General features: G+C 32.9%; 23 protein-coding genes and 1 pseudogene. 13 read left to right on the top strand and 11 right to left on the bottom strand.

All coding sequences use genetic code 11. The annotated features are described in order from the left end of the window. Nucleotides 1–49: 49 nt before the first annotated feature. Together ACODST_RS23340 and ACODST_RS23335 are read right to left on the bottom strand one after the other, a co-directional pair. The gene (locus ACODST_RS23340) at nucleotides 50–601 is read right to left on the bottom strand and encodes a GNAT family N-acetyltransferase (protein WP_488934500.1); all 552 of its coding nucleotides are present in this window, start codon (nucleotides 599–601) and stop codon (nucleotides 50–52) included. Nucleotides 602–690: 89 nt separating this feature from the next. Further along, a complete protein-coding gene (locus ACODST_RS23335) occupies nucleotides 691–1,836 on the bottom strand; it encodes a helix-turn-helix domain-containing protein (protein WP_488934499.1) in 1,146 nt (381 codons plus the stop codon). A 365-nt stretch (nucleotides 1,837–2,201) separates the two neighbouring features. On the opposite strand from ACODST_RS23335, the gene ACODST_RS23330 reads away from it, so the two are divergent. The 5 genes from ACODST_RS23330 to ACODST_RS23310 all read left to right on the top strand — a co-directional run bounded on the left by ACODST_RS23330 (nucleotide 2,202) and on the right by ACODST_RS23310 (nucleotide 8,641). Further along, on the top strand, nucleotides 2,202–3,338 hold the full coding sequence (locus ACODST_RS23330) for a helix-turn-helix domain-containing protein (RefSeq protein WP_488934498.1): 1,137 nt from the start codon (nucleotides 2,202–2,204) through the stop codon (nucleotides 3,336–3,338). Nucleotides 3,339–3,427: 89 nt separating this feature from the next. Continuing rightward, entirely contained in the window at nucleotides 3,428–3,982 is a 555-nt protein-coding gene (locus ACODST_RS23325) for a porin family protein (protein WP_488934497.1), read from the top strand. A gap of 218 nt (nucleotides 3,983–4,200) precedes the next feature. Further along, a complete protein-coding gene (locus ACODST_RS23320) occupies nucleotides 4,201–5,763 on the top strand; it encodes a serine hydrolase (RefSeq protein ID WP_488934496.1) in 1,563 nt (520 codons plus the stop codon). A 203-nt stretch (nucleotides 5,764–5,966) separates the two neighbouring features. Further along, nucleotides 5,967–7,469: a hypothetical protein gene (locus tag ACODST_RS23315; RefSeq protein WP_488934495.1), complete on the top strand. Its 1,503-nt coding sequence runs from the start codon at nucleotides 5,967–5,969 to the stop codon at nucleotides 7,467–7,469. A 44-nt stretch (nucleotides 7,470–7,513) separates the two neighbouring features. Next, nucleotides 7,514–8,641: a hypothetical protein gene (locus ACODST_RS23310; protein WP_488934494.1), complete on the top strand. Its 1,128-nt coding sequence runs from the start codon at nucleotides 7,514–7,516 to the stop codon at nucleotides 8,639–8,641. Between the two features lie 87 nt (nucleotides 8,642–8,728). On the opposite strand, the gene ACODST_RS23305 is transcribed toward ACODST_RS23310, so the two are convergent. Beyond that, the gene (locus ACODST_RS23305; protein ID WP_488934493.1) at nucleotides 8,729–9,241 is read right to left on the bottom strand and encodes a hypothetical protein; all 513 of its coding nucleotides are present in this window, start codon (nucleotides 9,239–9,241) and stop codon (nucleotides 8,729–8,731) included. Nucleotides 9,242–9,579: 338 nt separating this feature from the next. Between ACODST_RS23305 and ACODST_RS23300 the strand changes: the two genes are divergently transcribed. From ACODST_RS23300 to ACODST_RS23285, 4 genes are all read left to right on the top strand, one after another. After that, on the top strand, nucleotides 9,580–10,674 hold the full coding sequence (locus ACODST_RS23300) for an exopolyphosphatase (protein WP_488934492.1): 1,095 nt from the start codon (nucleotides 9,580–9,582) through the stop codon (nucleotides 10,672–10,674). 231 nt (nucleotides 10,675–10,905) lie between these two features. Continuing rightward, the gene (locus ACODST_RS23295) at nucleotides 10,906–11,319 is read left to right on the top strand and encodes a hypothetical protein (RefSeq protein ID WP_488934491.1); all 414 of its coding nucleotides are present in this window, start codon (nucleotides 10,906–10,908) and stop codon (nucleotides 11,317–11,319) included. Continuing rightward, nucleotides 11,306–11,590, top strand: a complete 285-nt coding sequence (locus ACODST_RS23290; protein WP_488934490.1) for a hypothetical protein — start codon at nucleotides 11,306–11,308, stop codon at nucleotides 11,588–11,590. The genes ACODST_RS23295 and ACODST_RS23290 overlap by 14 nt, the downstream gene beginning before the upstream one ends. Before the next feature lie 42 nt (nucleotides 11,591–11,632). After that, on the top strand, nucleotides 11,633–12,151 hold the full coding sequence (locus tag ACODST_RS23285; protein WP_488934489.1) for a hypothetical protein: 519 nt from the start codon (nucleotides 11,633–11,635) through the stop codon (nucleotides 12,149–12,151). Nucleotides 12,152–12,168: 17 nt separating this feature from the next. Here the strand turns inward: ACODST_RS23285 and ACODST_RS23280 are convergent, their stop codons facing one another. Next, complete coding sequence (locus ACODST_RS23280) at nucleotides 12,169–12,495, bottom strand: hypothetical protein (protein ID WP_488934488.1); 327 nt, start codon at nucleotides 12,493–12,495, stop codon at nucleotides 12,169–12,171. A 90-nt stretch (nucleotides 12,496–12,585) separates the two neighbouring features. Between ACODST_RS23280 and ACODST_RS23275 the strand changes: the two genes are divergently transcribed. After that, the gene (locus ACODST_RS23275; RefSeq protein ID WP_488934487.1) at nucleotides 12,586–12,798 is read left to right on the top strand and encodes a helix-turn-helix domain-containing protein; all 213 of its coding nucleotides are present in this window, start codon (nucleotides 12,586–12,588) and stop codon (nucleotides 12,796–12,798) included. A 9-nt stretch (nucleotides 12,799–12,807) separates the two neighbouring features. After that, entirely contained in the window at nucleotides 12,808–13,227 is a 420-nt protein-coding gene (locus ACODST_RS23270; protein WP_488934486.1) for a hypothetical protein, read from the top strand. A 455-nt stretch (nucleotides 13,228–13,682) separates the two neighbouring features. On the opposite strand, the gene ACODST_RS23265 is transcribed toward ACODST_RS23270, so the two are convergent. The 6 genes and pseudogenes from ACODST_RS23265 to ACODST_RS23240 all read right to left on the bottom strand — a co-directional run bounded on the left by ACODST_RS23265 (nucleotide 13,683) and on the right by ACODST_RS23240 (nucleotide 17,396). Then, the gene (locus ACODST_RS23265; protein WP_488934485.1) at nucleotides 13,683–14,174 is read right to left on the bottom strand and encodes a hypothetical protein; all 492 of its coding nucleotides are present in this window, start codon (nucleotides 14,172–14,174) and stop codon (nucleotides 13,683–13,685) included. A gap of 540 nt (nucleotides 14,175–14,714) precedes the next feature. Beyond that, the gene (locus ACODST_RS23260) at nucleotides 14,715–15,161 is read right to left on the bottom strand and encodes a hypothetical protein (RefSeq protein ID WP_488934484.1); all 447 of its coding nucleotides are present in this window, start codon (nucleotides 15,159–15,161) and stop codon (nucleotides 14,715–14,717) included. 10 nt (nucleotides 15,162–15,171) lie between these two features. Continuing rightward, the gene (locus tag ACODST_RS23255) at nucleotides 15,172–15,522 is read right to left on the bottom strand and encodes a hypothetical protein (protein ID WP_488934483.1); all 351 of its coding nucleotides are present in this window, start codon (nucleotides 15,520–15,522) and stop codon (nucleotides 15,172–15,174) included. 751 nt (nucleotides 15,523–16,273) lie between these two features. After that, nucleotides 16,274–16,468 (bottom strand): annotated as a pseudogene (locus tag ACODST_RS23250) (RHS repeat-associated core domain-containing protein); the annotation flags it as partial. A gap of 191 nt (nucleotides 16,469–16,659) precedes the next feature. Then, nucleotides 16,660–16,824 (bottom strand): hypothetical protein, encoded by a 165-nt coding sequence (locus ACODST_RS23245; protein ID WP_165768443.1) that lies wholly within the window; start codon nucleotides 16,822–16,824, stop codon nucleotides 16,660–16,662. Continuing rightward, nucleotides 16,773–17,396 carry an ATPase gene (locus ACODST_RS23240; RefSeq protein ID WP_488934482.1) on the bottom strand — a complete coding sequence of 208 codons (624 nt, stop codon included), beginning with the start codon at nucleotides 17,394–17,396 and terminating at the stop codon, nucleotides 16,773–16,775. Before ACODST_RS23240 ends, ACODST_RS23245 begins: the two co-directional genes overlap by 52 nt. Nucleotides 17,397–17,660: 264 nt before the next feature. Between ACODST_RS23240 and ACODST_RS23235 the strand changes: the two genes are divergently transcribed. Together ACODST_RS23235 and ACODST_RS23230 are read left to right on the top strand one after the other, a co-directional pair. After that, entirely contained in the window at nucleotides 17,661–18,590 is a 930-nt protein-coding gene (locus ACODST_RS23235; protein ID WP_488934481.1) for a hypothetical protein, read from the top strand. A gap of 29 nt (nucleotides 18,591–18,619) precedes the next feature. After that, nucleotides 18,620–19,204, top strand: a complete 585-nt coding sequence (locus tag ACODST_RS23230; RefSeq protein WP_488934480.1) for an AbiU2 domain-containing protein — start codon at nucleotides 18,620–18,622, stop codon at nucleotides 19,202–19,204. Between the two features lie 5 nt (nucleotides 19,205–19,209). Here the strand turns inward: ACODST_RS23230 and ACODST_RS23225 are convergent, their stop codons facing one another. After that, complete coding sequence (locus ACODST_RS23225; RefSeq protein WP_488934479.1) at nucleotides 19,210–20,085, bottom strand: tyrosine-type recombinase/integrase; 876 nt, start codon at nucleotides 20,083–20,085, stop codon at nucleotides 19,210–19,212. Between the last annotated feature and the right edge of the window lie 9 nt (nucleotides 20,086–20,094).

Here is a 20,094-nt window from a genome sequence, read left to right as displayed (position 1 = left end):
TCTATTAAAACAGAAGCTCCAGATTTCTCCGGAGCTTTTTAATTATTTCTTACGCAGACTTTATTAAATCACCTTTTACTTTAGCATAAATAGCAAGACTTATAAACCTGCCATTTTTAATTTCACAGTCTTTCATAGTTCCTTCGTACCGAAAGTCAAGTTTAGCCATTGCGTTTTTACAATTCTTATTTTCCGACTCAACAAATCCTTCAATTCTGTTAAGTTCTAAATGGTCAAAGCCATAATTACAAATTAACGGCATCGCTTCTTTCATAATTCCATGTCCCCAAAAATCCGGAATTAACCAAAAACCGATTTCTGCTTTTTTATGTTCTTTACTTAAATTATTTAATCCGCCCGCTCCGTAGAATATTTTATTATCAGCAGAGCAAATGGCAAACCAAATTCCTGTATCATCCTTTTCAAGGTCAGTAAAAAAAAGCATTTGTTCTTTTGTTGCTTCCAATGTTTGAAAATTCACTCCATAATATTTAATGACTTCAGGATTTGAAAGTCCTTTAAAAACATTTTCAAGATCACTATCTGCAAATTGCCGCAGTAAAAGTCTTTCGGTTTTTATAGTCGGAAATTCTTTCTTCATGATTTTTTTGTTCGTTTCTGACAATCGGTTTCCGTAATCAAGACTGAAAATTAACTAATTTATTATCAAATAAATAACTAAATCCGAACTTATTTATTGGTATTCCGAAAACTGTTTGGAGTCATTCCCGTCGATTTTTTGAAGGCATTGTGAAATGTGGTCTTTGAAGTAAATCCGGATTCTAAACCTATTGCCAGCAAACTGTAGTTTTCATAATCTGAATCGAGAATCATTTCCTTAACTGCTTCAACCCGATAGTTATTTATATAATTAGCAAAGTTATCTCCCGTAATCGCATTAATAAGCTGCGAAACATATCCCGGACTTATGCCAAGCTGCTCTGCTACTTTTTCTCTGTTTAGATTACTGTCTGTATAGATCTGGTGTTCTTTACAAAGAAGTTCCAGTCTCTTAAAATAAGGATTGTCTTTCGTAAAAAGATCCAAAGCAGCTGCATCATTTCCTCTATTAAAGATTACTTCTTCGATAGATGCTTCGTGATCCAATAAAGTCATTTTCTTCAATAGTTCATCAATTCCTGCTTTATTGTCGGCGAGCCTGTACCTGAAGACACCGTAATAAGCTGTGCAATGAATTAAAAACGTGGCAAACAGCGCCAGAATCCGCATAACAAACGAAACATCATATTCGAAAAATAGTGTTATCAAAATGGCCGTTATCCAGGACAGCATCAATACATAAACCAAAAACCATAAAAAAGTGATCCATTTCTTTTCCTGTTTATCTTTTGAAAATTTAATGAAACGAAAAGTACAGACCGCCATAAAAGGCATAAATGCCAGAATAATATAAAAATCAAAATTCCCTAAAGTTTCTAAAAAGGTTTTAAGGAAAACCGGAATTGTAAAAATATGTGCAACAGCATCACAATCATAAAAGACATTTGAAAGAGCTGAATAAAAAAATGGGACAAACAGCCAGCGGATCTTTGTGGAATTCCTGACGGGATGATTTACCTGATGTATAACAAACATAAAAATTAAAACAGGAAAAAGAAATGCCCATTCGACATCATCAAGAAAGCGCAGGAAAGGCATGCTGCTGTAAAGATCAATTATCTCAAAAATGAGATTGGCAATAAGAATAGAAAGTGTAAATATGGCATATGCCAGATATTTATTGGCCTTGCTCTTAAATAATGGTGATTTTAAGATAATGGCTCCTAAAACTATTCCCTGAAAAATGGCTGTATTAAAAAATATTGTAAAGATCAATCTATATATCTGTTGTTTTAATATACTGATGCCATAATGCTTCCAGTACAAAATTATTTTTAGTCTATTACCTACATTTTATTTGACGAAACTATACTTAATTCATTTCATTTTATGTTAAAGGAAATACAATTAAAACTAAATAAAAAGACAATTAATAGGATCCCGAATTGCAAATTATGAAACTGCAGTTCTTTCATTATTTTAGTTAATCATTTCTTAATCCATTTAGAAAGTCATCTGCATTACTATAAATTCGTCTTATCAATTCGTATGAAATAAACTATGTTTTAATAAATGCTTATTAACAAAATTGTTTCAAATAACCTGCAGCCAAATTTTAAAACCAAATCCCATACTATAACTTGATTTATACGACACTTTTAAATATTGCTATTTTTCAGGGAATAGTCTTAGGCTTCCTTATTTTAAAGTCCTCTTTATTCAATAGTAAATCGAATAAATATCTAGCGTACTTACTTTTTACACTTTCCATCGTTTTACTAAATTATGTTTTTGAACTTCAGGATGTGTTTAAATCTTATCCTCTAGTATGTTTTTTAGATGCTTTCGACTGGATATTTCTATTACCTGTTTTTACATTTCAGTTTATTATAAACCGCATTGATGATACCGTAAAAAACAGACAAAAAACGTATTTGTATTACATTCCATTTGTCTATAACAGTATTCTTACTATTGCCGTATATCTTGACATTAAAGCAGGAGTTTATAAAATTCCTGAGTCTTTCACGTACCTAATTAATATCCTTAGAATGGTTCAGTTTTTATTGGCTGTAACCATCGTCTTGTTTCTGCCTCTTTACTCCTATTTTATGATAAGACATTTAAAGGATCCTCAAGAGAAAAAATGGGTGCTTACTTTATTAACTTTCCTCTATATGCTGTTAGTTTTTTGGTTAACTACCTATATGGTTGGCTGGTTTTTCCAATCAGATGTTTCTTCCATCATGAGCGTTCTGGGTTTAGCCGCAACATTTTTAATACACTGGACAGCTTATATTGGTATTTACAAATACAAACTGGCTAAAAACAAAGAAGCTATTTTCAATTTTCTAAACAACGATTTGGCTGTTTCGTCTGCCCATTTACAAATTATAGAAGAGAATACCACTGAAGAATATCGGGAATCGATAACGGCAGATAATCTTTATTTTCAAAAACTGGAACTTCTTTGCAAAGAGCAGCACATCTATACTGACAGTACATTAAACAGAGAAAAAGTGGCCGAACAGCTTGGTATAAGTGCTGGATATCTTTCGCAAATTATAAATACCATAACAGGAGACAACTTTGCCAATTACATTAACCAATACCGGGTTGAAGCGGTTAAGGAAATGATCTCAAATCCGGAATTCAAAAACTATAATCTGCTCGCAATGGGCCTGGAATCTGGTTTTACTTCTAAAACAACTTTTTATAAAGCTTTTAAAAAAGTTACCGGCCTTACGCCGAATGAATATAAAAACACCAGCAAATAAGTCCCATTTTATCCAATTTTAAGGTTTTGAAACCTCTGCTAATTTTGCTTTTTTGAATTTTGGTGCCAAATAATTCAAATCACTTTTTTATGAAAAAAATTTTAGTATTAACTGTTTTTACAGTTTTAGGATTTATGAATGTAAATGCCCAAAAAATTAAATTTGGAGCTAAAGCGGGTTTAAACTTTGCAACTATCAGTGAAGATAATACCGAAAATGCTGATTTTGTAACATCGTATAATATTGGTGTTATGTCAGAAATTCCATTGTCCGAAAAGTTTTCTTTTCAACCCGAAATAATGTACTCCCGCCAGGGTTATAGTTTCAATAATGATATAGTTGCCTTAAATTATCTGAACATTCCTTTAATGGGAAAATATTATGTAACAAAAGGATTGAGTCTTGAAGCAGGACCGCAGATAGGCTTTTTAGTTTCGGCTAAAAATGAAAAAACAGATGTAAAAGATTCGTTTAATACTGTCGATTTTGGTGTTAATTTTGGTATAGGCTACAAACTTGAAAACGGACTTAATTTTGGGGTCAGATACAATCTGGGACTAACTGACATTAATAATGTAGAGGGTTCTTCAATTAAAAATAAAAACAGCGTATTTCAGGTATCCGTTGGTTACTTCTTTTTCTAAAACGTAATAAAATAAAAATCCTTCTTCATTTATTGAATAAGGATTTTTTCTTTTTGAAACGCCAACATTAATCATAGTTTCTCAGGCTTCTTTAATTTGACAATAGATTAAAGATATTTCTTATATTCGTCATCACTAAATACCCTTTCAGCTTATAATTTAAAAATTGTAATACTCTTTTGAATTGTTTTTTATATACCTCCAAAAATGAAATTAATATGAAAAAAATGAGAATTCGTTTCGCTTTATTACTTTTTATTTGTTTTGCATCTTCGGCATCATTTGCTCAGTTATCCTCTGCAAAAATTGATTCCTTAATGCTAAATACGCTGCAAAGATTTAAAGTTGCCGGAGCATCCATTGCGGTGGTTAAAGATGGAAAAATAATTCACTCGAAAGGTTACGGAGTTACTTCTGTCGAAACCAAAAAAGCAGTAGACGAATACACCAATTTTCAAATTGCATCCAATAGTAAAGCTTTTACAACAGCTGCTTTATCGATTTTAGAAGACGAAGGTAAATTGAAATGGACGGATAAGGTTAAAAATTACCTGCCTGAATTTAAAATGTATAACGATTATGTTACAGAAAATTTTAATATTCAGGATTTAGTAACGCATCGCAGCGGACTTGGATTAGGTGTTGGTGATTTGATGTTTTTTCCCGACGGATCCAACTTTACAATACGGGATGTAACCAAAAGTTTTCAGCATTTTAAACCTGTTTCTGCCTTTAGAACTAAGTTTGACTATGATAATTTACTTTATATAATTGCCGGGGAAATAATCGCAAAAGTCAGCGGAATGTCTTATGAGCAATTTGTACAACAAAGAATTATAACGCCTTTACAGATGAACCATACTTTTGTTGGAAATCTGCTGAAAGACAAAACAAATCTTGCCGTACCGCATTCTTCCGTATCCGGAACCATCAAAACAATTGAAGCTTATGATATAGGCATAGCAAGTGCCGCAGGAGGTATTTACTCCAACGCTGCCGACATGGCAAAATGGATGATGGTACGATTAAATAAAGGCAAATATGGCGAAGATCAAAAATCGGCTTTGTTCTCTTTAAAAAATCATGACGAAATGTGGCGTTTACATACCATTATGCGTACAGATGCTGATCCGAGATACAATTCTCATTTTAATGGTTACGGTTTAGGATGGTTTATATCAGATTCAAAAGGAAATCTTAAGGTAGAACATACAGGCGGTCTGCCGGGAATGTTATCTAAAGTAACGTTATTTCCTGATCTAAACCTGGGAATTGTTATTCTGACGAATACTGAAAATGGCGGCGGCGGTCTTTTTACTGCGGTATCCAATACTATTGAGGACAGTTATTTAGGTCTGGATGATTTTGGCTGGACAGATAAAGTAGCCCAATGGCTGAACGAAGATCAAACGGAAAGTGATGATGTAACCAAAAGTGTCTGGAAAAAAGCTGCTTCTGCAAAAAACACTAAAATAAAAAACGAGGATTTTATTGGTATTTATGAAGATCCCTGGTTTGGAAAAGCAGAAGTATTTTTAAACAACAAACAATTGTGGATCAAATGTCTTCGTTCGCCAAAACTAAACGGTCCAATGGCTTTTTACAATGCCAACACCTTTGCCGTAAAATGGGAATATCAGGCCATGAATTGTGATGCTTTTGTTTTGTTTTCACTAGACGAAACGGGTAAAGCCCAATCTGTTAAAATGAAAGGTATTTCTCCAAACATCGATTTTAGTTTTGATTTTCAGGATTTAGATTTCAAAAGAGTAGAGAAATAAAGATCTTTTTAATTTAACTATTCCGGCATTTGTATGATGAGTTTGTATAGCAAAACTTCATAAAGCTGTTAGTGAATCATTTTTTTAGCGATTTTTTTTTAGCTTCCCAACCTTTTGTATTAAAGTGTTCTCATTATAAAAAGAAACAAATGCAGTTTTATCGCTGTTGTAATCCATTTTCCCGGCTAAAACCAAATGATTCTATGAATATAAATTACGCTAAAAAAATAATGCTCCTTTTAGTTTTGATAGCTGAAGCAGGTTTTGCACAAAAGGTATTTAAAATTAAAGAAGGCCAGCTGCAGTTTATTAATGCTGATAAAGGGGTCTTTATAAAAAAAGACAGCAGCTATTTTCGTTTACAGCTTCAGGATGCTGATGATTATGAAAAAATGGCTCTTGGTTTTCAGTATGAATTAAAAAAAACAACCACAAAAGAGATCGAAGAAGTAAAAAAAGAAACCGCAACCGTTTCAGCTTCCGAAATTACCGCATCTGACTTTGAAAATCTGGATAATCGAAAATTTATCACTAAAAACAATCTTGACGATGATAACTACCAGATTTACAAATACAATAAAAACTTCTTTGCTGTGAGTGTATTAGATGATTCGTTAAGGCGTCAAACCAATGAGTATATACTGCATTATTGTATTTTAGATTTTGGAGCCGGCAAAAAAATCATGTATCATGCAAAGGGTTTTATTATCCCCACAAAAAAGAATATTCGTTTTTTATTTGATCAAAGCAGCCTGAATGATTCTTTTACTAATTATGAAACTGTACCGTGTAAAAACCTTAAAGCCATAGACATGCAGCTGGTTAGAAATGACCTAAACCTTAATGACGATTTTTACAGAACAGATACTTTAAGAAACAAAAAACTACAGATTAAAAACCTTTACAACGAAACAGTGGTAAAGGCATCTTTTGACTCTATAAAAAGTAACAGTTATTTTATAGCAGCCTATAAAGGAAATGAAATTGAACTTTATAATTATGCCTTTAAAAAACTGAACTTAAAAAAGGTACGGGCATTTAGTTTCTCCCGGTTTTATCCAAATATGCAGGTAATTGAAGGGAATACTTTAAGAAGAATAAACCTGATTGGCGAAAATTACCAAAAAGAAGATTCGTCTTATGACACAAGTAGTGCCCCCTATTTTCCGGATACCTATATTATTTTTGAAATTAAATCCGAAAAAGATCATTTTTATATCGATTCTGGTACTATTGGTTCTCTTACCTTAAACTTTTCGGCGCCGGGAACACACTCTTATCCATTGTATAACAGAGAAGGATTTGAAACCATTCAATATGCAGACGAAGGAGCTGTCTGGCTGACCTCTTATTCTGAAGCAATGGGAACCACTTTCCATCTTCCGGTTTATTTATATACAAAACTCAAAAACGGGAAATTTAACCTGACAACACTTGACTATCTGATCACCGAAAATCCGGATAAAGAAATGGAAACTTACAACGCAGACCTGCCAAAGAACTGCGATTCTATAACCTTATTAGACCAGCAGAGTTATTTAATCGAAAAAAACGGCCTGTTTACGTATTACCCAATCATGAAAGAAATTAAATATAAAAAGTTAGAAGAATTTAAAGGAAAATATGCCCGTTTTGAATTACCAAACGGACAAAAAGGCTGGCTGAGCCTTGATGGAAAAGAATACTTAGACCGTCCTGACAATTAAAACTAACCCTGTTTGAAATATTCCAAAATCCGGAAAATAAAATTATGAAAAAATCAGTTTACATACTTTGTTTTGTCTTAGGCCTCATTACGACCTGTCATTCTCAAAATCAAAACTCAGAAAACAAAAAGACAAAGGTTTCAGATTACGAAACCTTGTTTTTAGACTACTGGAATATTAACAACCTGATAGAACTGGATGATGAATGGGAATATGATCTTTATAAAAACAGTGAGAGCCTCTCCGGAAACTATTTTAAGCTTACTGCCAAAAAAACGTTTATGAGCGGGTATACTGCCCCGTGCGGAAATGACTGTTTTACAAGAACCTTTGGAACCTATAAATTTAAAGGCCCTAACCACATAAGCTTCTTTTTGGAGAAAATAGAAAAATCAGGAGATTGTGCCGCAAAAAGTTCAAATCCAAATCAGGATAAAGGACTATTCTTTATTTATAAAGATTCAACGGGAGTAAAATTCATTAAAAGCGATGGAAAAACTAAAAACGATCTACGAAAAGTAAAATATTCTGCTTTGATAGATTCCGTTAACCGAAACAATCATGTATCCAATCTGTATTATTTAAAGTGGCAGAAAACAAACAAAACCGATATCAAAGAAATCACTTCAGAATTTATTGCCAGCAATCCTGCATTACAACTTGATAATGCCGCTGTTTTATATTTAAAAAGAATAAGACAATCATTTATCATGGTTCTTTTAGAAAAAAACAAACAGTATTATTACTTCGTGTACGATGATTTCCATAAAAATGCAGCTCTTTACAAAGATCCTGTAGATTATTACGGTTTCACCGATACCCGTTTTTTTGAGCCCGGCGATCCTAATTATATCTACACAACGCAGTCTGTTGAAGTAAAACCCAGCTACCCGGGCGGCATAGATAAAGTAAATGATTTTCTGAAAAAGAATTATGTGGTACCCGAAGAATTAAAAGAAGGAAGAAGTTCTAAAATTTATGCCACTTTTATAGTGGAAAAAAACGGGAGTTTAAATTATTTCCAAATACGAAGAGACTCCGGATATGGCTCAGGGAAAGAGCTGGTAAGGGTACTAAAGCTGTTAGACAAATGGAATCCGGCAGAACTGGAAGGAAAAAAAGTGAGATCATTATATTATCTTGTCTTTACGATACCAAACGATCAAATTTAAAAGGACTGTTAAGAATCTGTTCCCTGTTATTAAAAAAACTGCTAAAAAATCAGAAGCTATTTTTAATTTTTTATAACTATTTCAGCTCTACCAATCCGGCAGAACCGGCTTAATATTGTCTATTTTTACTTTGGTAAATACCGTTTCTGTTTCATTTTTTTTCCTGATCTCTTTTAATGTATCTCCGTGTATTTCAAATTTTCTAATGACTCGTTTTCCGGCTTTACTAAATGAAGTATTGGGAATTTCTAATAACAAAATACTACCTGCCACATTATAATACCCTACTATAAAAGCCTTTTGAACATTATTGACATCAATGTTGTTAACTTCACTTCTAAAATAAGCAAACTGACCCGATTTAAAAAATCTCAAATAACCGTATCCCTTTAAATTGATGCTTTTATTTTCGTAAAAATTAAAATACACGGCATCTGCTTCAATTTTACCTTTCATCTCATTTGTAAAAGACGCTTCAAATTTCATTTTTTTCAAATGCATCCTTCCGTATTCATTTTCATCAATGTACTTGGTATAATGCTGTGTTAACCTGCATGAAACGGCAGACAAGACCACTATAATTAATAAAATTCTTTTCATAATTGATAATCAGAGGACAAATTAAATAAACGTTCCGTAATGGCATTGTTAAAATCCGGCATAATCCTAAACAGAAAATAACGCCCGAAAAATAAACGCTTTTTCTCTAAAACAAAACTAATTTTGAAAAAAAACACCCTCCTGTACCGGGTACCTTAAATTTAATATTAGTTTTCACGGTAACTGAATTTATATTAGTAAATGTTTTTATAAATTTGCAATCCTATATCGAAAGCCCTTATTTTCAATTCAAAATTATGACTTTCACACAAATACCACTAAAAACATTTTAAAGTTTTATTCAGAAACAAATTCTACTATAATCATAATTAAACACAATGCTCAAAAAACACACCCCCCTAATTTTAATTTTTACCCTTTTCAGTTTATTTTTTTCCCTTCAGGCCTTCTCTCAAAAAAGTCTTTATGCCGGAATTGAAATAGGACGCAGAGCCATAAAAATTTCAGTTCTGGATGTAAACAATATCAGAAAGGCCGATTATAAAATCCTTTCGTTCTCGACAGAGCGTATTAATTTTGCCGAACATATCGCTAACACCGGCGAGCTTTCGCAGGACGATCTGAACCGAATTGGCAATACTGTTGTAGATCAGTTAAAGAAAATAAGAGCCGAACATAAAATTCTGGAAGAAAACATCTTTATAGTAGCCGCTCCTGTTTTTGCATCGGCACGCAATGTTGATGTTTTAAAAAATAAAATTGCACTGCTTACCAACAAAAACCTTGATGTTCTTAATGTAAACGAAGAAGCCAAAACCTTAGTAAAAGGCGCTATGCCTCCGGTTGATTACGCTAATGCTTTCCTGCTGGATATTGGGGCACAAACGACTAAAGGCGGTTATATCGATGAACTGGAAGACAACAAACTCGAATTTATTCCGCTGGAACTGGATTTTGGAACCATGACGCTGACTGACGCAGTAAAGAAAACCGTTTTAAACCAGAGCCAGGTAAATGACATGTCCACTTATCAGGAAAAGTCTTTTGATTACAGCCCGATTCTACGCAAGAAAACCCAGGACATGTTTGATGCCAATCCTCCATTGGCCAAAAAAGACAAAATTTATTTATCAGGCGGTGCAGTTTGGGCGTTTTCTACTCTTTATTACAATGAAAACGTAAAAGAACATTATATCGCTATAAACCTGCAGGACGTTATTGATTACGATGCTGTTTTGAAAAACAATTTTGGTAAATACACCAGCCTTGCTAAAACAAATACCGAAGCAGCGAGAGTTTTAAGCACTTACGACCAGAAATACCTTATTTCGGCCAACAACATTCTTTTGACCTGTCTGGAAAGTATTCCTAATCTGGCAGCAAAAAAAGTATATTTTGTAAAAGAAGGACAGGTAACCTGGCTGATCTCTTATATTGCCGATCGTTCTAAAAAAGTAAATACCAACTTTTAAACGATCCTTTTAAAATATAACATAAGGCCCCGGAGAAATCCGGGGCTTTTTTGTTTTAAACACTCCCCTGCCTGTATCGTTCTTATAAAAGATAAACGGCAAATGTTTTTAATAAGACAATAAACTCTTTTAAAAAGTTTTATATATTCGTTTAAAAGAAAACAACATTCATTTTTCACACTATACAACCCGTTCAAAAACTATCCTTTTAAATCCCTAAAGCCAGATTTCATGACAAAAGAAGAATTAAACGCCGGTATTCATACTAAAATAATCAACTCTGCTCAATTATTTCTGGCAAGGGAATCAAACCAAAATGTAATGCTGATTGATGCCCTGGACTGGCTCAATGAAATTACAGAAAATGAAAACTTAAATGAGGTTTCGGATATTTATATATATGAAGAAGGTTTTGGCAGTCTCGACGAAAAACTAAAAAACACACTCGTACATGCCATAACCTCTATTGTTGCCTTTGATTACAACGACAACAATATGACTTATCTCGAAGAACTTGTTCTGGCCGATGACGAAATGAAAAACAAGATCGCATTTGACTATTATCTAAAAATTGGCGGTTATCATGAAAAGTTCAGAGAGCGTATTTTTAACTTTATCGATCTTAAAGTCAATGAGCTTGTCTAAAGACAAATTGAATATCCTGGCTTTTTATCTGGCTTCTATTTACCCTAAACTGCATCGTGTGGAGGCCTTATTGCAGTTTGTAGTCGAACTGCACCGAAAAAAATACCCGAATAAAGAAAAGGAAGTACAGCCAAAAGAACGCGAAACACCAATTAAGGAAGCCCCAATACGAGAACAGCCCAAAAATACTGTCGTAGAGAATACGGTAACAGAAAGCACTGCACCGGAAACAGAGGAAGCGGACTCAAAACCCTGGTGGAAATTCTGGTAACGGTCAACAGCATATTTTATAATCTTAAACGTCTCTAATTTAATGAAAACAGCGCTTCAAACAGGATGTATTGTATTCCTGCTGGCTTTTGTGTCCTGCCAGTCTGATCATAAAAAAGCAGACAAAGTTTCTTTTACAGATCCTTATGTAAAAGAACTAACCGAAAAACAAATTGGAGACAGCCGTTATTACATTTCTGTTCCAAAAGAATATACGATTACAGAAAACAGAGGCCCCGATTTTTCTGTTTTTTATTTTCATCCCAAAGATACAACGGCTGCAGCACCATTTACAGGCGGTTTTTACTTAGGCAATCATCCCAGTAAATTTGAAGCACAAAATCCGGATTGCAAAACTACGGCCTTAAAAAGCAAAATACTGAACCAAAATGGCGACTGGACACTCTATAACTGCCAGGGTCAATACGCTATTCAAACCATTGTGAACAGCGGAAGCAGTGACGGCTGGGACACTTATGTACATGCTTTTGGCAGCACCGATTCTACCGAAAAACTAAAAAAACTGCTGACCATTTTTAAAACCATGAAACGAAAAAAGTAAATACTTTTTTACTGCTATTAAGATGCTCCGGCAGCAAGTTCATTAATTTTATCCAGCAGTTCAAACTCACTTTCCGGAAACAGTTCGAGTACCGTTTCTAAAATTAAGCCAACGTTAATGGCCTGATACGAATTTTCATTTGTTGTTTTACCGTTTCCCTGATCCAGCGCCAGTACACAAAGTCTGAGCATATTGGTCATAATACAACTTAACTCATAATAACTTAGCAGTTTGATTTCGGCAGTATAAAGTCCGGTTTTATCTCCGCCGGGTTTTAGTGCCTTTAAATAACGTGAGGCTAGTTTTTTGATTTCTTCTGTTGGTTGTGGCTGGGTTGTTTCCATAATATGTTAATTTTTAATAGTTATCATATATGATAACTGATTTAGGCAAATATATAACAAAATTTGAATTATCATAAAAGATAATTTATTTTGAACGATACCATACAACAAAAAGTCGGAAAACGAATTCAGGAAATTAGAATTCAGAAAAATCTTTCTCAGCAAGATTTAGCATCAAAATGTAACTTTGAAAAAAGTAATATGTCTCGATTGGAAAAAGGAAATGTCAATGCAACGCTTTCAACTTTAGAAAAAGTTTGTAAAGCGTTACAGATAGATTTTACTGAACTGTTTAAATTTTAAAAAACACCAATGCTATCAAAAGTCTACATATTCGGAAATGGCAACCTCAGCTTTAATGATTATATGTTCTATTATAAAAATGCAATCGATAAATTATTAGAAATGGAAAATGTCCATTTTGTAGTTTGCGATTTTAAAGGTGTTGACACTTTAACAATGGAAGTTTTGAAATGTGTAACTCCAAATGTAACCGTCTTACACATTGGAGAAAAACCACGTTACGCGCCCGACAAATACAAAACAAAAGCAAGTCAATGGAAATTTATTGGCGGTTTTCAATCGGATGCAGAAAGAGATGCTATGGCTATAAACATGTGTACGCACTTTCTCGCCCATGACATAAACTCCAACGAAAACAGAAAAAGTGGTACATTAACCAATATCGAGAATTGCCTGAAAGAAAATAAAATTCGCTGTAATCAGGAATAATTTACAAAACTATTTCCCTGCCCGTTTTGGAATGGCTTTCATTTTTGTTAACCTTTTAAGTGGATACCCGCAACGCTGCGCAAATGTCTCCGACTTTGCGCCTTTCAAACAAATGTAATTAAAAACCTTCACGCCATAAAGTCTCTGACTTTAAAACAAAATTTTCTAAAATAAAAATGCGGTTAAGACCTGAACGGTAAAAGTCAGGAGACTTTTGGCAGTTTTTCCTATTTGAGCTATAAAAAAAATTGCGCAAAGTCAGAGTAGACTGCCCCCAAAAGTTTAGAGACATTTGCGCAGCTTTTTATAAGGTACTCTTCGCAGGGCGGGGGAATGGCTTGTTTAATTCAAGACGAACCGAAGGTTGTTTTAATTTTATGTAATGTTACTAAAATATCACATTATCTATTGATGTTAAATGCAATTGTTAACCACCAACACATCTGATGCATTGCCTATTTTTTCACTAACTTTGATTCATTAACAAATGTCCCAATATCAATAGTTGACTTATCATTTTCATTATGTAACAAAAAATAAAGAGTATCAATTTTAGTGTTTTTAGGGTATCTTATCATAAAAACGCCATTGCCTGAACCTAAATTACCAAAATGTTTTTCCTCTATTTTCCATTCTAACAAGTATTCACTTTTCTTAAACTCTTTGCTTGTTTTTTTTAATTTCAAGACAATTTGATTATTTGAAGATAATGCAACTTTTCTTTTTTCTCCTTTTATAACTTTATAATGCCAAACTTTTTCAATCCATACAGAATCGATAATATCTAAATCTCCAGTTTGCAATTTATTTGCTGTGAAGAGATAAAAACCATTTTCTTTTGAATTTGAAATTGTTGAAGATGCTTGGGGTGTTGCTGTATTGAATTCATTACAACTAACACACATTAACGCTATAATGCATAGACTAATTAAAACTTTATTTCTCATTTTCTTGATAATATTGTTCGTGGCACGCTCTTATTTGCTTGTTTTATATTGTGATAAATATTATTTGGAACTACTGTATCATAAAAAATTTCCTTGCTCCGCAAAGTCTTATTCGCAACGCTGCGCAAATGTCTCCGACTTTGCGCCTTTCAAACAAATTTAATTAAAAACGTTCACGCCATAAAGTCTCTGACTTTATAACAAAATTTTCTAAAATAAAATACTGTTAAGATTTGATCGGTAAAAGTCGGGAGACTTTTGACAGGTCTTTCGTATTTAAACTACAAAAAAATTGCGCAAAGTCTATATGAACTGCCCCCAAAAAGTTAGACACTATTTGGGGGCAGTCTAGAGACATTTGCGCAGCTTTTTATAAGGAACTCTTTGCAGAGTAGGGACGACCTACTGGTCGTCTCTTTTCTATTCAATAATTTAATTTTGACATTCTTTTTCAGTTAGTTACATGGATATATTATCAAAACACCTAATCCGTAACACTACCAAATCTCATATCACTAACTTTGAAACACTACCCATTACCTACTTTTTTGAGAAACCTTTAGATTCAACATGGTAACCTAATATTTTTATTTCGCCTTTTTCTTTTATTAATGAAAAAGTTTCAATGGAATTGTATTTACTATATTCAACTTTATAAACCAAAAGATATTCAGTTTTTGGAGCAGTTCCTTCCGTTCTAGTTGTTTTCCAATCTTCCAGAGCATAAGATTTAAAGTCTCCTAATATTTCTTTTTTCTCAATTAAAGAAATTTTAAATTTATTTCTATTGGAAATTTTATAAAATGAATCACTGAACAAATTCATTATACTATCAATATCATCTTTTTCTGTTCTGTGATAAAATAAAGCAATAGTAGATTCTGCATTTTCCTTTTCATTTTCTTCGTTTTCATAATTTGCATTCACATTAAAATTACATGCTGTTAATACCAAAAAAATTAGAACACTAAAACTATACTTTTTCATTTTTTAATTTTTATTTATAAATTTTTCCTTGGCATTCCCAATTAAAGTTGAAAGTTGTATCTTTTTTATGAATACTAAAGACTAACTCTCCTTTCTTTTTAATAATTGTATCACCTTTTTCGATGTTTTCAAAGTAAAGACTAAACCATCTATTTTCTTCATCATATAATGTATCTTTTCCAGTTTTTAAACTTGTACCTTTTATTTTAAAATAAACTCCATATTTATGAGGTACATCTTTTACAATTAGTAAACATTCTTTTTCTCTATAAATTTCTGACACCTGTTCACAATCGGCATTCAAACATGAAGAGAATAATGAAGTACATAATAAGACTAAGTATTTTAATTTTATATCCATTTTATTTTTATTTAAAAGGCTCCCAAATAGTAACTTTTGAAATCGATGTACCTAGACCTGTACCAACTCCCAAACTAAATGTTTCAGTCCCAGAGGGACTAGGTATAAATCCACCATTAGCAGTTTGAATAGCTGCTGTTGAATAACCCGCAAGGTATTCATAACCCACAAAATAACCTTTACTGTGACCTTCCATTCCATGAAAAACATCCGTTTCTCCTCCATACATATAATGAGAGTCTATTGTTATACCCCAGTCTATGCTTGGCATACCTAACTTTCCAGTGTAGCCAAAATTGCCACTTCTTCCTCCAAAAATTCCTAATCTATGATTATCACTAAAGGCGAAACCTCCAATTAAATTTAATTCGCCAATCAAACCAGTATTTAAATGAACATTCGTAGTTATTCCTACTGCATCAGGATTCATCCATTTCGGGTTATATGGCGAATAAGGATTCATTCCATCTATATGCTTATAAGTATCGAAGTAACCTTGAAAGTAAGATTGGCTTTTATATCCCTTTACCACTACTTCATTTAATTCTTCTGCCGGCATATCTACTCCATTAGGCAATCCATCTTTACCAACATATTGTGCGTTTCCTGTATCTGTGCCTTGTCCTTTTTTTGATGGGTCAATGTTGTCATCTCCTGCCCAGCTCTCAGGCAAATTATTTCTAAAATTTGGTGTTTCTGGCGTTGGAGTTAATCCCTTATCAGGAGTAGTATCTCTATGTGAAGCGTCAGCCATACCATCAGGGTCAATAAAAAATACAGGATTATTAAGAGCATAAGTATATGGAGAATTTCTTCTTGAAATTTCAGCAAGAGGGTCAATATTCATCCAGCGACCAAGTGCAGGGTCATAATTTCTTGCTCCGTAGTCGTACATCCCAAGCCCCAGCTCGTCCTGCAATTCTTTTCCGTTGTACTTATACTTATAAGGGTCTGTAAAATTTTCCTATACAGTGAATGACCTCTTGCAAAAAATCTCTATATAAAGAACGTTCTTTTAGCATTTTCCAGCTTATGCGAAAGTAGATTTAGTTTAATTATTTTCCTAATAATTTTTAAGTCTGCAAATAAAAAAAGCTCTCATTTCTGAGAGCTTTTCAATGTTATTGAAATAATATTTTACAAAGAACTGGCTTTTATCCTTACGATTTTACCATCCTGCATAACAACCAGATCGCTGTTATTTTTCTTTTTAAACTCAATTAATTTTTCAGAAACTTTATCCATTGCCTCTATAATCTTCTTCTGAGTCGGTGTCGTTGTTGTTGTTTTGTGTTCTCCCATGATTGGTCATTTTTGAGTTTATCGAACTTGATTTCATTTATAACTTCAATGTCATTGCCCAAAGTTTTTTGAGCTATCAATTCAGCTTTTACAGATGTATTGTCAAAAATCAATGCCTCATTAACTATAGGCAAATATATATCAAATAAGTTAGCTATTCCATTTTTATATCTGCGTTTAATAACATCGGTTTCAATATTGTGTCCGCCTTCCTGAACCCTTGTCTTGACCCTCTCGATTGCCAGATCAACACTGTCGAGCCAAAAAAATAAAAGAACTACTTTATAGCCTTTTTCTTGAGCTGCAATCACTTTCTGCTTGTAGCTTTTTGTTGCTAAAGTAGTTTCGAAAGCGAAAACTTCATTATTGGTTAATAACTCATCGACTCTATGAAGCATTATCCTTCCAGCTTCAAAAGCTGCTTTTTCAGGTTGGAAAGGAGAAAGTCCTTTGGCAATCTCGTCTGCATTTACAAATTCTTTACAATTCAAAATTTCAGGCAGGATTGTAAAAGAAGCAGTAGTCTTTCCTGCACCATTACAACCGGCTATTATATAAAGATTCTTATCCATTAATACAAAGGTAATAAATTAGGTAATTAGTGTACATTATTTAAACTTGTAGTTTGTCTTTTATAAACTTGAGTCTCTGACAAAAAATATCTTATAAATTTAAATTATAGACTATTATAATTTTAACCATTATAGATTCATTTGAAAAAAATATTTTTAAATTAGGCAAAAGAATAAATTTATATAGTCTATTTTTTTTGACCAGTAATTACTTTATTTACAATGATTTAAAACTATTACTTTCATTCTTAAACATCAAATAATATGTATCTTGAAGATTATAGGCATAATGATTACCAACTCCAGTTTTTATCAATTGTAAGCTATAAAAGTAGTCCACAAATTGAGTTAACTTACAACGAATATTCAATTCATGGTTTTGTAAATACGATGCTAGATATTCAGGATCTTGAAAATCAAGATAACTTTATAAATAAAGGCAGGAGAAATACATTGAGTATATCTATGTGGTTTTTAGCTTTAGAGGCTTATATAAATGCTCTTTGCAAAATTACAGCGATAATTAAGAAGAAAAATGCTGACGAAATAATTAGAAAAGAAGTCGCAGGAAGAATTGCTTTTCTTGTTGACGAACTCGGTTATGACAAAATGAAGATACAAAAGACTGGGATTTACAATAGGGTAAATGAATTTCGACGATTTCGAAATGAGATTTTCCATGATCGCCACTCAGGAGAAAATCTTAAATTTGAGCACACATTATTTTCGCCAATTCCGATAAGAGGAAATCAGGTGGATGTATTTCAGTCAATACAAATATTTCTTGAAATTGTGTCATTATTTCGCTATTCTATTGCGGGATTAGATATGATGCCAAATATTGCGATTGGGAACGAAACAAAATTGAAATTTGAAAAATTAGACACAATTTACAGCATATTTTTAGCACCTTACTTTCAAAGGGTTTTAGATAAACTCAATTTAAAAATCAAACTTCAGCTTTCATTTACGCTGTATCAGCTTGAGCCAAGTAGTATTTTTAAGGCAGGAGAAATTATTCCCATGATAAAAGTGCTTCAAGATGAAAAATATAATATCTCAAACTTAACGAAAACTAATTTAGGAGAAGATTTATATAATTCGGCTCTTAATTCCGATAGCAGTACAATTGGAATGAACTTTGTGAGAAATTGGGAAGAATTTAAATCATTTAATTTTGAAATGAGAGATTAATTTTTTGTGAATCTAATAACAATAAAAGCATGAACGAAGGCAATTATGATTTAAAAAAGAAGGATTTAAATATTTTAATAGACAATAAGAATAAATGTAAGTCTTTAAAAATAAAACCTCTAGAAAATTTCTATGATGTTTGCATATTTAATTCTATAACGTCTTTGGATTTAGATGTAACTATTGACGGTTATTTGAACTCAAAGCATGAGTGGCAAAAAAAATTTTATGTAAGATCAATTTCTTTAATTCTAAATGAGCACTTAGAGAAAATACACGCATTGATGAGTTCTCATTTTTACAATTTTATTTCATCGAGCCAAATTTTTAATTCAATAAAAGATGAAATACTTGGCTATAGAACTTCTTACAAAGAATTAAATAGGAGAAAACAAAGTTTGAGCAAGATCAGAAATGAAGTAATTGCTCATAGAAGTAAAGATGTAGAACAATTTATAGAATCTTTGGATAATATAAATACGAATGATTTATTTAATTTGGCTATTGAAACTCAAACTCTTCTAAATCAGTTTACTCAATTGACTCATAAAATATTAGAACAAATAATTATGAATTTTGATCAGTTTTACAAAGAAATTAAATCTCAAAAATAAGATAATCAAATATTCGGAAAATACCTGTTTATCAGCTCTCTCTGATGTGAGCTATTGACTTTGATATACTTCTCAGTTGTACCTGGCCATTTATGACCTGCCAGTTCCTGAACTCTTTCTAATGGAATGTTTTTCTCGTTTAGCCAATTGCAGATTACGCTCATTCTGATGGTCTGCGGGTTTAGTTTCCTGTCAGGGAATAATCCTCTTAATGGTTCAATCATGGCATGTATGCTGTTCACCACAATAGGCTGTCCAAGCTTTGTCAATATGAATTTGTCACTGCTCCCGCGCAGTAAGGCAGGCCGTGTTTCATTTATGTAATTATGAAACAGTATCATCTGTTTTGGCACAAGCTCCAGTGTTCTTTTATTGAGATTGGCAGAGCCTTTAATGTAAACTGTGCCGTTATCAAGATCAATATCCTTTAAAGCCAATCTAGCTATTTCATCGCTTGCAAGCCCCTGATAGATTAATAGGGAAATCAGAACATTGTTTCTCATGTCAAGATGTTTGTAGCGGTTCTCACGTTCCATTAAAAGCTGCAGTTCTGTGCTGTTGAACAGATCCTGCACCTGAATGGTCTGGTTGCCCTTAATCTTGATATTAAGCTTTCTGCAGGGATGGTCATTTCTATAGCCGTACATCACCAGATAGTCGTAATATTTTTTAATAGCTGAGAGTATTCTGATTCGGTACTGTACGTTGGACTGCTTCTGGCTTACTTTATCCATGTGCTTAACTATATCTTTGTATTGGTATCTTTTTGCCTTTGGATTGGTCTTTAAAAAATGATTGATTGTATAGAGATAGCTCTCCGCTGTCTTTTCCGCTACAATTCCTCGCAGGTAATTTTCCAGATCAGGTTTATTGTTTTCCATAGTGTAGTT

This window comes from Flavobacterium sp. FG19, from assembly GCF_057809475.1.
Note: the sequence above shows the minus strand (reverse complement) of the source record. Positions and strands in the feature narration are given on the sequence as shown.

Bases quoted from the DNA above. Each gene is read 5' to 3' on its own strand.
- ACODST_RS23240 (WP_488934482.1), bottom strand. From the start codon at position 17,396: ATGGATAAGAATCTTTATATAATAGCCGGTTGTAATGGTGCAGGAAAG.
- ACODST_RS23340 (WP_488934500.1), bottom strand. From the start codon at position 601: ATGAAGAAAGAATTTCCGACTATAAAAACCGAAAGACTTTTACTGCGG.
- ACODST_RS23290 (WP_488934490.1), top strand. From the start codon at position 11,306: ATGAGCTTGTCTAAAGACAAATTGAATATCCTGGCTTTTTATCTGGCT.
- ACODST_RS23260 (WP_488934484.1), bottom strand. From the start codon at position 15,161: ATGAAAAAGTATAGTTTTAGTGTTCTAATTTTTTTGGTATTAACAGCA.
- ACODST_RS23325 (WP_488934497.1), top strand. From the start codon at position 3,428: ATGAAAAAAATTTTAGTATTAACTGTTTTTACAGTTTTAGGATTTATG.
- ACODST_RS23295 (WP_488934491.1), top strand. From the start codon at position 10,906: ATGACAAAAGAAGAATTAAACGCCGGTATTCATACTAAAATAATCAAC.
- ACODST_RS23305 (WP_488934493.1), bottom strand. From the start codon at position 9,241: ATGAAAAGAATTTTATTAATTATAGTGGTCTTGTCTGCCGTTTCATGC.
- ACODST_RS23225 (WP_488934479.1), bottom strand. From the start codon at position 20,085: ATGGAAAACAATAAACCTGATCTGGAAAATTACCTGCGAGGAATTGTA.
- ACODST_RS23255 (WP_488934483.1), bottom strand. From the start codon at position 15,522: ATGGATATAAAATTAAAATACTTAGTCTTATTATGTACTTCATTATTC.
- ACODST_RS23265 (WP_488934485.1), bottom strand. From the start codon at position 14,174: ATGAGAAATAAAGTTTTAATTAGTCTATGCATTATAGCGTTAATGTGT.
- ACODST_RS23320 (WP_488934496.1), top strand. From the start codon at position 4,201: ATGAAAAAAATGAGAATTCGTTTCGCTTTATTACTTTTTATTTGTTTT.
- ACODST_RS23310 (WP_488934494.1), top strand. From the start codon at position 7,514: ATGAAAAAATCAGTTTACATACTTTGTTTTGTCTTAGGCCTCATTACG.
- ACODST_RS23300 (WP_488934492.1), top strand. From the start codon at position 9,580: ATGCTCAAAAAACACACCCCCCTAATTTTAATTTTTACCCTTTTCAGT.
- ACODST_RS23235 (WP_488934481.1), top strand. From the start codon at position 17,661: ATGTATCTTGAAGATTATAGGCATAATGATTACCAACTCCAGTTTTTA.
- ACODST_RS23280 (WP_488934488.1), bottom strand. From the start codon at position 12,495: ATGGAAACAACCCAGCCACAACCAACAGAAGAAATCAAAAAACTAGCC.
- ACODST_RS23315 (WP_488934495.1), top strand. From the start codon at position 5,967: ATGAATATAAATTACGCTAAAAAAATAATGCTCCTTTTAGTTTTGATA.
- ACODST_RS23270 (WP_488934486.1), top strand. From the start codon at position 12,808: ATGCTATCAAAAGTCTACATATTCGGAAATGGCAACCTCAGCTTTAAT.
- ACODST_RS23230 (WP_488934480.1), top strand. From the start codon at position 18,620: ATGAACGAAGGCAATTATGATTTAAAAAAGAAGGATTTAAATATTTTA.
- ACODST_RS23245 (WP_165768443.1), bottom strand. From the start codon at position 16,824: ATGGGAGAACACAAAACAACAACAACGACACCGACTCAGAAGAAGATT.
- ACODST_RS23285 (WP_488934489.1), top strand. From the start codon at position 11,633: ATGAAAACAGCGCTTCAAACAGGATGTATTGTATTCCTGCTGGCTTTT.